13 protein-coding genes are annotated in these 12,003 nt (G+C 56.8%); all 13 read left to right on the top strand.

The features are described from left to right. Positions 1-58 precede the first annotated feature (58 nt). The 13 genes from hslV to AC6I6H_RS09395 all read left to right on the top strand — a co-directional run bounded on the left by hslV (position 59) and on the right by AC6I6H_RS09395 (position 11,992). On the top strand, positions 59-601 hold the full coding sequence (gene hslV, locus AC6I6H_RS09455) for an ATP-dependent protease subunit HslV (protein ID WP_497953509.1): 543 nt from the start codon (positions 59-61) through the stop codon (positions 599-601). 19 nt (positions 602-620) lie between these two features. Then, positions 621-2,018 carry an ATP-dependent protease ATPase subunit HslU gene (gene hslU, locus AC6I6H_RS09450; protein WP_497953508.1) on the top strand — a complete coding sequence of 466 codons (1,398 nt, stop codon included), beginning with the start codon at positions 621-623 and terminating at the stop codon, positions 2,016-2,018. 57 nt (positions 2,019-2,075) lie between these two features. Beyond that, complete coding sequence (gene codY, locus AC6I6H_RS09445; RefSeq protein WP_497953507.1) at positions 2,076-2,828, top strand: GTP-sensing pleiotropic transcriptional regulator CodY; 753 nt, start codon at positions 2,076-2,078, stop codon at positions 2,826-2,828. Between the two features lie 293 nt (positions 2,829-3,121). Then, on the top strand, positions 3,122-3,526 hold the full coding sequence (gene flgB / locus AC6I6H_RS09440) for a flagellar basal body rod protein FlgB (RefSeq protein ID WP_497953506.1): 405 nt from the start codon (positions 3,122-3,124) through the stop codon (positions 3,524-3,526). A gap of 3 nt (positions 3,527-3,529) precedes the next feature. Next, positions 3,530-3,979, top strand: coding sequence for a flagellar basal body rod protein FlgC (gene flgC, locus AC6I6H_RS09435; protein ID WP_497953505.1), 450 nt, complete (start codon positions 3,530-3,532; stop codon positions 3,977-3,979). 26 nt (positions 3,980-4,005) lie between these two features. Continuing rightward, positions 4,006-4,311, top strand: coding sequence for a flagellar hook-basal body complex protein FliE (fliE, locus tag AC6I6H_RS09430; RefSeq protein ID WP_497953504.1), 306 nt, complete (start codon positions 4,006-4,008; stop codon positions 4,309-4,311). Between the two features lie 38 nt (positions 4,312-4,349). Beyond that, a complete protein-coding gene (fliF, locus tag AC6I6H_RS09425; RefSeq protein ID WP_497953503.1) occupies positions 4,350-5,921 on the top strand; it encodes a flagellar basal-body MS-ring/collar protein FliF in 1,572 nt (523 codons plus the stop codon). 12 nt (positions 5,922-5,933) lie between these two features. Continuing rightward, on the top strand, positions 5,934-6,950 hold the full coding sequence (gene fliG / locus AC6I6H_RS09420) for a flagellar motor switch protein FliG (protein ID WP_497953502.1): 1,017 nt from the start codon (positions 5,934-5,936) through the stop codon (positions 6,948-6,950). Further along, positions 6,937-7,797, top strand: a complete 861-nt coding sequence (locus tag AC6I6H_RS09415) for a FliH/SctL family protein (protein WP_497953501.1) — start codon at positions 6,937-6,939, stop codon at positions 7,795-7,797. Before fliG ends, AC6I6H_RS09415 begins: the two co-directional genes overlap by 14 nt. Next, on the top strand, positions 7,781-9,103 hold the full coding sequence (gene fliI, locus AC6I6H_RS09410) for a flagellar protein export ATPase FliI (RefSeq protein WP_497953500.1): 1,323 nt from the start codon (positions 7,781-7,783) through the stop codon (positions 9,101-9,103). Before AC6I6H_RS09415 ends, fliI begins: the two co-directional genes overlap by 17 nt. A gap of 6 nt (positions 9,104-9,109) precedes the next feature. After that, a complete protein-coding gene (gene fliJ / locus AC6I6H_RS09405) occupies positions 9,110-9,550 on the top strand; it encodes a flagellar export protein FliJ (RefSeq protein WP_497953499.1) in 441 nt (146 codons plus the stop codon). Between the two features lie 34 nt (positions 9,551-9,584). Beyond that, positions 9,585-10,514 (top strand): MotE family protein, encoded by a 930-nt coding sequence (locus tag AC6I6H_RS09400; RefSeq protein ID WP_497953498.1) that lies wholly within the window; start codon positions 9,585-9,587, stop codon positions 10,512-10,514. 41 nt (positions 10,515-10,555) lie between these two features. Next, a complete protein-coding gene (locus AC6I6H_RS09395; RefSeq protein WP_497953497.1) occupies positions 10,556-11,992 on the top strand; it encodes a flagellar hook-length control protein FliK in 1,437 nt (478 codons plus the stop codon). The last annotated feature ends 11 nt before the right edge of the window (positions 11,993-12,003 follow it).

Genomic DNA, 12,003 nt, shown 5'->3' with positions numbered 1-12,003 from the left:
GCCATTCAGAATTTTCAGTAAATAAGGGGTTTTTCCAAAATTCCCCCGGAGGTGCGACATGGGCGATTTTCACGCCACAACAATATTTGCGATCCGCCACAAAGGCAAAGGGGCGATCGCCGGGGACGGACAGGTGACGTTTGGCAACAACGTGGTCATGAAAAGCCATGCCAAGAAGGTCCGGCGGCTTTACCGGGGCAAGGTTATCGCCGGCTTTGCCGGTTCGGTGGCCGACGCCATAACGCTGTTCGAGAAATTTGAAGGCAAGCTGGAGGAGCATAACGGAAACCTGCAGCGCGCCGCCGTAGAGCTGGCCAAGGAGTGGCGCTCCGACCGCGTGCTCCGCAAGCTGGAAGCGCTGCTGATCGTGATGGACGCCAAAGACCTGCTGCTCATTTCCGGCAACGGCGAGGTCATTGAACCGGACGACGGCATTTTGGCTATCGGGTCGGGCGGCAGCTTTGCGCTTGCGGCCGGACGCGCGCTGGCCCGGCATTCCTCCGGCATGGAAGCGAAAGAAATTGCCGGAGCGGCGCTGGAGATCGCGGCGGAAATTTGCGTTTTCACCAACCATAACATTATTGTGGAAGAAATCGAATGATTCGGGAGGCTGGGAACGAATGAAGGATACAGCACTCACGCCCAGGGAAATCGTTGCCGAGCTGGATAAATACATAGTGGGTCAAGCGAAAGCGAAACGTTCCGTGGCGGTTGCGCTGCGCAACCGGTACCGGAGAAGCAAGCTCGACAGTGCGCTGCAGGATGAGATCGTGCCGAAAAACATCCTGATGATCGGCCCCACCGGCGTCGGCAAAACCGAAATTGCCCGCCGTTTGGCAAAGCTGGTGAATGCGCCTTTCGTGAAGGTGGAGGCAACCAAGTTTACCGAGGTCGGCTATGTCGGCCGGGACGTGGAATCCATGGTTCGCGATCTGGTGGAAACGGCAGTGCGGATGGTAAAAGCCGAGAAGGCCGAGGAACTGCGGGATCGGGCGGCCGTTTTGGCCGAGGAACGGCTCGCGGCGATTCTCGTGCCGTCGGCTGATACGGGGCGCGCGTCCAAGAACCCGTTTGAGATGCTTTTTGGCGGCCAGAACGCCGCCAAGGAGGAGGAAGCCAAACCGGTCGATCCGGCCGTCGGCAAACGCCGCCAGGAGACGCTGGAGCAGCTGCGGCGCGGCGAGCTCGAGAACGAGACGGTGGAGATCGAGGTGGAGGACAACGCGCCTTCCATGCTCGACATGCTGGCCGGCCAGGGCAACGAGCAGATGGGCATGAACCTCCAGGAAATGCTTGGCAGCATGATGCCGAAACGGCGGAAGAAACGCAAGCTCCCGGTACGTGAAGCCAGGCAGGCGCTGATTCAGGAAGAAGCGCACAAGCTGATGGACATGGACGAGGTCGTGCAGGCGGCTCTCAAGCGCGCCGAGCAGTCGGGGATCATCTTTATCGACGAGATCGACAAGGTAGCCTCCTCCGGAAGAGGCGGAGGGCCGGACGTGTCCCGCGAAGGCGTGCAGCGCGACATCCTTCCGATTGTCGAAGGTTCAACCGTGACGACCAAATACGGCGCCATTCACACGGATTACATCCTCTTCATCGCAGCCGGCGCTTTTCATACCGCCAAGCCTTCGGACTTGATTCCGGAGCTGCAAGGCCGGTTTCCCATCCGGGTGGAGCTCGGCAACCTGGACGAGGAGGATTTTATCCGCATTTTGACGGAACCGCAAAATGCGCTGACCAAGCAGTATACCGCTTTGCTCGGAGCGGAGGAGATCGAGGTTACCTTCTCCGAAGAGGCGATCCGCGAGGTGGCGAAAATCGCCGCCGAGGTAAACCGCAACACCGAGAACATCGGGGCGCGCCGGCTTCATACCGTGTTGGAGAAGCTGCTGGAGGATCTTTCGTTTGAAGCGCCGGATCTTCATTTGGAGTCGTTCGTCATCACACCGGAATACGTGCGCGAGAAGCTGGCGGAAATCGCCAAAAACCGGGATCTCAGTCAATACATCCTGTGAGGACGGCGGATGCCGCCGTGCGCGCAGGCTTCTTTTTGAAACGTTGGGGGTAGGGCTATGAGTTTATTGGTCAAAACGCGGAAGCTGAACCGGCTTCTGCAGCAGGCGGCGGGAAAAGCCGTCAATTTCAAGGAAATGTCCGAAGTGCTGAAGGATATTATTGAAGCAAGCGTTTTTGTAATCAGCCGGAGAGGCAAGATTTTGGGTTATGCGGCGCTCCGGCCCTTTGAATCGGAAGAAGCCAGGCGGCACATTCTCCAGGAAGGGCGGATTCCGGCGGATTATAACGCCCAGCTGCTCAAAATCGAAGAGACGGTGTCGAATTCCACCGAGGCGCTGCACGGGCTTTTCGAGCCTGGCCATGTCACGGTTGTGCCCATTACCGGGGCGGGCGACCGGGTGGGGACCCTCATTCTTTCCCGGCCCGGAGAACCCTTCACCGACGATGATCTGGTGCTAGCGGAGTACGGTTCGACAATTGTCGGCATGGAAATTCTCCGCGAAAAGGCGGAGGAGAGCGGGCTGGAGATACGCAGCAAAGCGGTCGTGCAGGTCGCCGTCAATTCTTTGTCATACAGCGAGCTGGAAGCGGTCGAGCACATCTTTGAGGAACTACATGGAAAAGAAGGTCTTCTGGTCGCAAGCAAAATCGCCGATCGGGTCGGAATCACCCGCTCGGTGATCGTGAATGCCTTACGGAAGCTGGAAAGCGCAGGCGTCATCGAAACGCGCTCGCTCGGCATGAAGGGTACCTATATCAGAATTTTAAACGACCAGTTGCTTGGCGGTTTGGACAAAGCCAAAATATAGAATGATTATTAAAATTAAATAATATAAATTTTCATGAAAAAAGCCCTTTCTTTTCAAAGATAGGGCTTTTTTCATATTGTCCAATATGGTCAAAACAGGAATAATCAGAGAATGTAGACAACGCAAAAGATGCGACAAAAGTTGCAATTTTATCGATTCTTGTCGCTGTCGAAAGGAAACGCCTTTTCTTTGCCGAATACTTGGACTATCTCGGTTTGAAGCGGATGGCTGATCTTGTCAATGTCGGTCAAGTCCTTCACAAAAACGGTATAAAATGGGAGGGAAATCACACCTTGCTTACCAGCTCCGTAGCCAAACTTTTGGAACGGTCGATTGACGCCGCAAGCCTTCGGCAAAGTGTCATCAACAATAACCTGGCGAATATCGAAACCCCGAACTTCAAGCGGTCGGACGTGCGATTTGAGGATCTTCTCCAAAAAGAACTGAACGGGACATCGGACCTGTCCTTTTCCGCAAAACGCACGGATCCCCGTCATTTTCAATTTGGCGCCGGCGCTTACGCCGCGCCTCAGATCGTAACCGATGAAAAATCGGTGATGAACAACAACCTGAATAATGTCGACATGGATGCGGAAGCCGCGCTTTCCGCTAAAAACCAGCTGACCTACAGTGTTCTGGTTCAGCAGATGAACAACGAAATCCGTCATCTTCGCACGGCAATCGACAAGGGGAGATAATCGATGAAGCTGACTAACGGTTTTGATATCAGTACCTCGGCCCTAACCGCCTCCCGGCTTCGGATGGACGTAATTTCGGCAAACATCGCGAACGCGACCACGACCCGAGGCAAGCTCGTGGACGGAAAATGGGTGCCTTACACCAGGAAAATGGTCGTCATGGAACCGAAAACGTCCCAGCCCTTTCAGTCCTATCTTCAGAATGAAATGGGCACATCGACGGGAGAAGGCGTAAAGGTTTCCCGTATTGTTGAAGACAAGGCACCGTATAAGATCGTCTACAATCCGACGCATCCGGATGCCGACGAAGACGGTAACGTATTGATGCCGAACGTGGACACGCTCAAGGAAATGGTTGACATGATCGCCGCTACCCGCGCTTACGATGCCAACGTAACGGCCTTTAATGCGTCCAAAGCCATGATTGTAAAAGCGCTGGAAATCGGCAAGTAACAGAACAAGAGTGGAGAGTGCGAATCATGATCAATCCGATTGCCTACAATCAGTTATTTGCTCAGCCTGTTTCCGGGAAAATTTCCGGAGGTTCCTCGGGCACGGAGCTTTCCAAGCAATTCGGGGAAGCGCTCGATCAAGCGCTTGCCGGCCTGGAGGCGCAGCAGCAGGAATCCCACAAGTTGACCACTCAGTTTATGCAAGGCGAGTCGACCGATGTCGATAAAATGCTGATCGCGGCGGAGAAAGTGTCGCTCGGTCTGGAATTCACCGTCCAAATACGCAATAAAATGATTGAAGCTTATCAGGAAGTCATGAGGATGCAGTTGTAGGATAAATCATTTATTGCCTGTTTAGATGGGGTGACACGGTGAACGAGAGGTTTCAGCAAATTTTGAATACAGCCAAAACAAGGTGGTCGAATTTCGGAAAAACGCAAAAAGTTGCGTTCTTGTCCATTGTGGCGGTCATCGCCATTTCGATCCCCTTGCTGATTATGTATTTTTCCCGCACGGAATACGCGCTGGCGTTTACAGACTTGAACGCCAACGATGCGGCGGGGATAACGCAATACCTGGACTCGGCCGGCATTCCTTATGTCCTGAGTCCCGACGGAGGCAGCATTTCCGTACCGCGCAGCGATGTAGCTTCCGTCAAAATCAACGTCGTTTCCCAGGGCTTGAACCAGAACGGGGCCATCGGGTACGAATCGCTCAAAACGAGCGCCTTCGGTACGACGGACCGGGAATTCGACGTCAAAGAGCTTTCGATGATGCAGGGCGAGCTTGAAAAAATGCTCAATATGTATGATGCGGTTGCTTCTTCCAATGTCATGATTACCCGTCCGAAAGAATCGGTTTTTCTGACGGAAGGAGAAGCCGAGAATTCGTCGGCGGCGGTCATCCTGACGCTCAAACCCGGTTATTCGCTGGATCAGTCGAACATCGACACCATGTACCAGCTGGTATCCATGAGCATCAATCATCTGCCGATCGAGAACATCCGCATTTCGGACACTTCCGGCAATTTGCTGCCTTACTCCAAGTCGGACGACGCGATCGACACGACGAGCAGTGCAGCCGCGATGCAGTTCCAAATCAAGAAGCAGTTCGAAAAGGACATTCAGGCGAACGTAACGCGCATTCTGACGGAAGTGCTCGGCGAGAATGCCAAGGTCGTTCCGATCGTTGTGGCCAGCATCAACTTTGACAAGAAATCGACGGAGGAAAACCTCGTCCGCCCGGTTGTGGACGACGAGGGGATCGCTATCAGCATTCAGGAAATCCAGGAAAGCTATTCCGGCCAAGGCTCGCCGACCGGCGGCATTGCCGGAACCGGCGAAACGGATGTCCCCACGTATCCGAGCGATACGGCGACAGGAAACACCACGTCGGAGAAAGTATCCCGTACCATTAATAATGAAGTCGACCGAATCCACAATGTGATAGAGAAATCTCCCTATCATATTAATGACTTAACCATTTCCGTCGGGATTGAAACACCCAATGGACAACCTTTAGGAGATTTAGAGGCGAATATTCAAAAATTGCTCAAAGGTGTCGTGAGCGCATCGCTTGCCAACGCCGATACGCCGCCGACGGACGAGCAGCTGAACGCGAAGGTAACGGTCTTCTCGACTACGCCTGCCGTGACAGAGGAAGCCGCCGCGGAAACCGGCATCAACTGGCTGCTGTGGGGCGGAATCGGAGCCTTGGCGCTTGCGCTGGTGGGCTTCGGAGCCTTCTTCCTGGCAAGAAGGAAGAGAAAGCAGGAGGACATTCTGCTCGCTGCCGAACCGCTGCCGACGAAGGTGGAATATCCGACGATCGATCTGGATGCGGAAACGAGCGAGACGCAGGTCCGCAAGCAGCTGGAAATGTTGGCCAAGAAAAAACCGGAGGAATTTGTCAATCTTCTGCGGACTTGGCTTGTAGACGAATAGGAGTGGGAACTCTTGGCTAAAGGCATTCAACATGGTTTGTCGGGCCGCCAGAAAGCCGCCATACTGCTCATCAGCTTGGGGCCTGAGGTGTCCGCGCAAATTTTCAAGCATCTCCGGGACGAGGAGATCGAGCAGCTTACGCTGGAGATCGCCAACGTAAGAAAAGTGGATTCGGCGGAAAAAGAAATGATTTTGTCCGAGTTCCACGAAATCTGCATGGCCCAGGAATACATCTCCCAGGGCGGGATCGCGTACGCCAAAGAAATTTTGGAAAAGGCGCTGGGCTCGCAAAAAGCGGTGGATATCATCAACCGCCTGACGGCGAATCTTCAGGTGCGGCCTTTCGATTTCGCCCGCAAAGCGGATCCGGGTCAAATCCTAAACTTTATTCAGAACGAGAATTCCCAGACCATCGCCCTGGTGCTTTCGTATCTGCAGCCCGATCAGGCGTCGATGATCCTTTCCTCCCTGCCGCAGGAAAAGCAGGCGGAGGTGGCCAAACGGATCGCGCTGATGGACAGCACCTCGCCGGAAATCATCAGCCAGGTCGAGCGGGTGCTGGAGCAGAAGCTTTCCGCCACCGTTACCCAGGACTATACGTCCACGGGCGGCATCGAGTCGATCGTTCAGATTCTGAACGGCGTCGACCGGGGGACGGAGCGCACCATTCTGGATTCCCTGGAGATTCAGGACCCCGAGCTGGCGGAAGAAATCAAGAAACGGATGTTTGTCTTCGAAGACATCGTCAATATCGACAACCGCTCGATTCAGCGGATTATCCGCGACATCGAAAACGCCGACCTGCAGCTTGCGCTTAAAGTGGCGAGCGAGGAAGTCCGCGAGGTTATTTTCCGCAACATGTCGAAGCGGATGGTGGAAACGTTCCGCGAGGAAATGGAGTACATGGGTCCGGTACGCCTGAGAGACGTCGAAGAAGCTCAAACGCGCATTGTCGGCACCATAAGGAGATTGGAAGAAGCCGGAGAAATCATCATCGCCCGCGGCGGAGGAGACGATGTCATTGTCTAATCTCATTAAACCGAGCGGCTATATTCATCTTGATCAGGCCAAGCTGGTGGACAATCTGGAGCTTATTCTTCAGCGGTACCGGGAGGCGCATCCGGTTGTTCCCGAGAAAGATGAAGAAACGATCCGGCGCGAGCAGGAGCTGGAGCGGCTGCAGGGCGTAAAGGACCAAATTCTTCGGGATGCCGAGGAGCTGGCCGAGGAACAAATCCGCCAGGCCCGGGAAGAAGCCGCGCGGATTCTGGACGAAGCGCGCTCGGAGGCCGAAGCCTGGTGGCAGGAACGCCGCCGGGCGGACGCGGAAACGGAGGAAGCGGCGCGGGAGCACGGGTATCAAATCGGCTACCGGGAAGGCATCATCAAGGCGGACGAAGAGGTTCGCGGCGAATACGCGGCCATGACGGAGGAAGCATCGGCGGTTCTCGAGCACGCCTACCGCGTGAAGCAGGAGATTGTGGCCGAGGCCGAGCCTTTTCTGATCGAAGTGGCTGCCGCCATCGCGGAAAAGATATTGCAGCGTCAGCTGTCGGTGGAACCCGGCTGGATCGCCGATCATGCGCGAAAGGTGCTGGCCCGCAAGCGTGAGAAAGGATTGGTCACGCTTTGCGTGGCGCCCAAGCATTTTTCCTACTTTCATGAAGCCCGCACGGAGCTTATGCTGGCGCTTGATTCGCAAGCCGAGCTCCAGATTCTCCCCGACGCTACGGTATCCGATCTCGGCTGCGTGGTGCGGACGGAATTCGGCAGCGTCGATGCCCGGATCGATACCCAGCTGAAAGAAATCAAGCAAGCTTTGCACTCGCTCGTAGCGGGCAGCGGGGAAGGGGACGCGGATGCAGAAACGGCTTGATGCTTCCCGGTATGTGGAGCACCTGCAGCAGATCGATCCTGTTGTCGTAGGCGGAAAGGTGACGCAAGTCATAGGCCTTACGGTGGAGTCCGAAGGACCTGATGCCAGCGTAGGAGATGTCTGCCTCATCTATCCGTACAAATCAAAGGAACCGCTTCAAGCGGAAGTGGTCGGGTTCCGCGACAACAAGGTTATTCTGATGCCGCTTGGCGAGCTGCATTCCATCGGCCCCGGCTGCGAAGTGGTCAGCACCGGGAAGCCGCTCACCGTGCAGGTCGGCCATGAGCTGCTCGGCAAGGTGCTGAACGGGCTCGGCCAGCCGCTCGACGGCTCCAAGCTCCCTTCGCGGATGGCGACTTACTCGACGAACAACCAGCCGGGAAACCCGCTGAAGCGCCCCCGGGTGCTGACGCCGATCAGCGTCGGCGTCCGCTGCATCGACGGTCTGCTGACCATCGGCGGCGGACAGCGGGTCGGCATCTTTGCCGGCTCCGGCGTCGGAAAGAGCACCCTGCTCGGCATGGTGGCGCGCAATACGTCGGCGGATGTCAACGTGATTGCATTGATCGGGGAACGCGGACGCGAGGTCCTGGACTTCATTGAGCGGGACCTGGGGCCGGAAGGTCTCGCCCGTTCCGTCGTCGTTGTCGCCACGTCCGACCAGCCCGCGCTGATCCGGATCAAGGGGGCGCTCATCGCCACAAGCATCGCGGAATACTTCCGCGACCGCGGGATGAACGTCATGCTGATGATGGACTCGGTGACCCGCTTTGCCATGGCGCAGCGCGAGGTCGGGCTGGCCGTCGGGGAACCGCCCGCGACGCGCGGGTACACGCCTTCCGTTTTCGCCATGCTGCCGAAGCTGCTGGAACGGTCCGGAACCGGGCCGAAAGGCTCGATTACCGCTTTTTACACCGTGCTGGTAGACGGGGATGACATGAACGAGCCGATTGCCGACGCCGTGCGGGGGATTCTGGACGGGCACATCGTGCTGAACCGGAATATCGCAAACAAAGGGCATTACCCCGCCATCGATGTGCTGGCAAGCATCAGTCGGGTCATGAAGGAGATCGTGCCGGAGGAGCATCAGGACGCCGCCGATTTTCTGAAGCGGATGCTTTCGGTCTACAAGGATTCGGAGGATTTGATCAATATCGGCGCTTATCAGCAGGGGTCCAACCCCGAGATCGATCAGGCGATCAGTTATATCGGCGGCATCAATCAATACACGCGTCAAAAGACGCACGAAAAAGTCAATTTCCAAGAAGCGCAGGAACGGCTGATCCAAGAATTTTCCGGAGGTTGATGAAGGTTGAAATTCCGGTACTCGTTTCAAAAAATCGTCGATTTGAAATCGAACGAGAAAACGCAAGCCGAGTGGATATTGTCAGCGGCGGTAGGTCATTTGCGGAAGGAAGAGGAGAGCCTGACGGAGCTGCAGACGGAAAAGCGGCAACTCCAGGAACAGCTGACCGACGCAGCCGTGAACCGGACGACGGTTTCGGAGCTTGTGCTGTACCAGGAGTACCTTTCCCATATTCAAACCCGGATTAATTCGAAGGTGACGGATGTCGCCAAAGCCGAAAACCATGTGCTCGAGCGAAGAGACCAGTTGTCCGCCAAGATGAAGGAAGAGAAGGTTTGGTTCAAAGCGAGAGACAAGGCCATGAACGCCTTCGTCGCGGAATCGCTCAGGAAGGAACAGGAGATTTTGGACGAACTGGCGATCACCCGGCACAAACGGCCTTCGTGATCAGACCGCGGCCTTGAAAGTAGGGAAGACGGATATGGATACGGAAAAGTCGGAAATGAACGCGCTGGAGCGGTTTCTCATCTGGTTTCTGGTGCCGGTCGTATTCGGAATCGTGCTGCTGATGGTCATTTTTTACCTTTTTGACGTGAACATCAAAAAAGATTTGATGGCGCTTGGCAACCGGATTCCCATTGTGGAAAAGTGGGTGCCCGATCCCGTTCTTTCGGTGGAAGGACCGGCGGAAACGCAGAGCAAGCCGCAGGAAGCGGACGTCAAGAAGGAGTCCGATCAGCTCGCGGAAAAGGACAAGCAAATCGCCGAACTGCAAGCGAAGCTGGCGGGACTGGAGAAGGACTCCGGGCAATTTCAGGCCAATTACCTGCAAAAGGACCAGGAGCTCAAGGATCTGGAGGCCCAGTTCGCAAAGCTGGAAGCGGATTACAAGAAGCTGGAGCAAAACGACGAGGCGTATGCCAAGTCGGTTTCCGAAACCAGCAAAATCTATGCGGCCATGTCGCCCGGCAAGGCGGCTCCGATTTTGCAAACCATGAGTTTGGCCGAGCAGGCGCTCGTTCTCGGCGGTATGAAAACGGACGAGCAAACGGCCATTCTGGAAAAGATGACCCCTGAGAATGCCGCAAATGTTTCGATGCTGCTGAAGGACCAGGTTCCGGCTAGAGACCGTCAGCTCGCCGCGCTTCAGGAGCGTGTCAAGAAGCTGTCGCAGGCTGGCGGAACGAATGCGGCTCCGGCCTTTACGACCGAGGATCTGGGACAGACGTTTGCGGGAATGCCCGCCGAGCAGGCGGCCGAGCTGCTGATGGAGATGTACGGCACCAACCAGGCAAAGGCGATCGGCATTTTGAAGGCCGTGAACGTGCAGGCGAGAGCCGGTATCCTGGCCTCGATGGCCGAAGCGGACAAAGCGCGCGCCGCAGCCATTTCCGCAAAGCTCACCCCGTAAAGCCTTTCGGGATGACCCTTGAAAGGAGGTGAAACCAAAAAATGGATATGATCATTAGCACACCGGCCCAGCAGGCGCAAAGCACAGCCGCCGGGACCAAGACGGTTGCGGCGAACGGCGCGGCTTCGGCCGGACAAGCGGGCTCCGCCAAAACGGCCGAAGGCAAAAGCTTCGGAGACGTGCTGAAAAGCGCGGGAAGCGAAACAGAAACGGCGGCACCGTCCGAAACGGCTGCCGATCCCTCTCTCCTGGCGCTTGTCGCCAACATTCCGGCCATTCTGGCTGCCTTGCAGTCGTCGGCAGGAACGTCACAGGATGCGGCTTCCTTGATTGAGGCCCTTCTCGGCGACGAGGACGCGATGAAGGCATTCGCGGCAACGGACGAAGGCCAAGCCTGGCTGACGCAGGTTACCGCGCTTTTGACGGCGATGGGCTTTCTGAATACGGCCCCGTCCGGTGAAGCTTCGGCTGAACTGCCGGATCAAACCGCGATCCCGCAAACCGCTCCGACGGCGGCGGGAGAGCAAGGAGCAGCCCAAATGCGTCAGGCACTCACTGGACTGCTGCAAGCTCTGCAAACGGAGCCCGACAGCGTCCTACTCGGCCAAGTGTCGCAAAGCCTTGCCGTTCTTCTCTCCGCTGAGCCCAAAGGCGAACAGCCTGCGGTCCCCGGAGCGAAAACCGGCCGGACGAATGCAAACGCCGCCGACGCGCTTCTGCAAAACGCGCTTGGTGCGGACGACTCGTCCGCAGCGCAAGTTACGGTCAAGGTTGAAACGGCTCCTGCCGCCAAACCGGCCGCAGCGCTTGAAGCGCTGGCGTACCGCAGCCGTATTCCGCTGGAGCAGACAGCTGCCTCGCAAACGGAAACCGGCGAAAGCGCACCAGCAGCAGCCGCCGAAGGTCCCGCAGCACCTGCTGCGGCACCGCAAGCATCCGTGAGCTACCAGGCCGCAGCTTCCCAAGTGTCGGACCTGCCTGCGGACGCACCGGAAATCCAGGTGCCGGTTCGGGACTTTACCCAGCAGATGGCCAACCTGGTCGTCAAAAACCTGAAGTCCGACCTGTTCACAGGGATGGCGCAAGCCCGCCTGATTCTGCAGCCGGAGCATCTCGGCCACATCGACGTTCGCATCTCCGTGCTGAACGGGCAGCTTGTAGCGCATTTCGCGGCCCAGAACACGACCGGCAAAGAAGCGCTCGAAGGCCAGATGGCCCAGCTCCGCGCAAGCCTGCAAAGCCTTGGCTTCCAGGTGGAGCGGCTTGAGGTGACCCAAAACAATCCTTCGCCCGAATCCGGCCTGTTCCAGGAGGAACGGCGCCAGCAGCCTTTCCGCGAGCAGCGGGAATCCGGCCGCGGCGGCGGCGGATATGTCGATGCTTTGACGGAGGAAGAGTTTGCAATCGGCGGCGAATCGGCTGATGCGGACCAGATCCGCCGCGCCGCATCGGGCGCAACGGTGGACGTCTCCGCTTGATCACTGATAAA

It is taken from the genome of Gorillibacterium sp. sgz306347 (assembly GCF_059735245.1).
Note: the sequence above shows the minus strand (reverse complement) of the source record. Positions and strands in the feature narration are given on the sequence as shown.

Excerpts from the sequence above, each read along its gene's own strand:
- hslV (WP_497953509.1), top strand. The coding sequence starts at position 59 with ATGGGCGATTTTCACGCCACAACAATATTTGCGATCCGCCACAAAGGC.
- hslU (WP_497953508.1), top strand. The coding sequence starts at position 621 with ATGAAGGATACAGCACTCACGCCCAGGGAAATCGTTGCCGAGCTGGAT.
- codY (WP_497953507.1), top strand. The coding sequence starts at position 2,076 with ATGAGTTTATTGGTCAAAACGCGGAAGCTGAACCGGCTTCTGCAGCAG.
- flgC (WP_497953505.1), top strand. The coding sequence starts at position 3,530 with ATGAAGCTGACTAACGGTTTTGATATCAGTACCTCGGCCCTAACCGCC.
- fliE (WP_497953504.1), top strand. The coding sequence starts at position 4,006 with ATGATCAATCCGATTGCCTACAATCAGTTATTTGCTCAGCCTGTTTCC.
- AC6I6H_RS09415 (WP_497953501.1), top strand. The coding sequence starts at position 6,937 with ATGTCATTGTCTAATCTCATTAAACCGAGCGGCTATATTCATCTTGAT.
- fliI (WP_497953500.1), top strand. The coding sequence starts at position 7,781 with ATGCAGAAACGGCTTGATGCTTCCCGGTATGTGGAGCACCTGCAGCAG.
- AC6I6H_RS09400 (WP_497953498.1), top strand. The coding sequence starts at position 9,585 with ATGGATACGGAAAAGTCGGAAATGAACGCGCTGGAGCGGTTTCTCATC.
- AC6I6H_RS09395 (WP_497953497.1), top strand. The coding sequence starts at position 10,556 with ATGGATATGATCATTAGCACACCGGCCCAGCAGGCGCAAAGCACAGCC.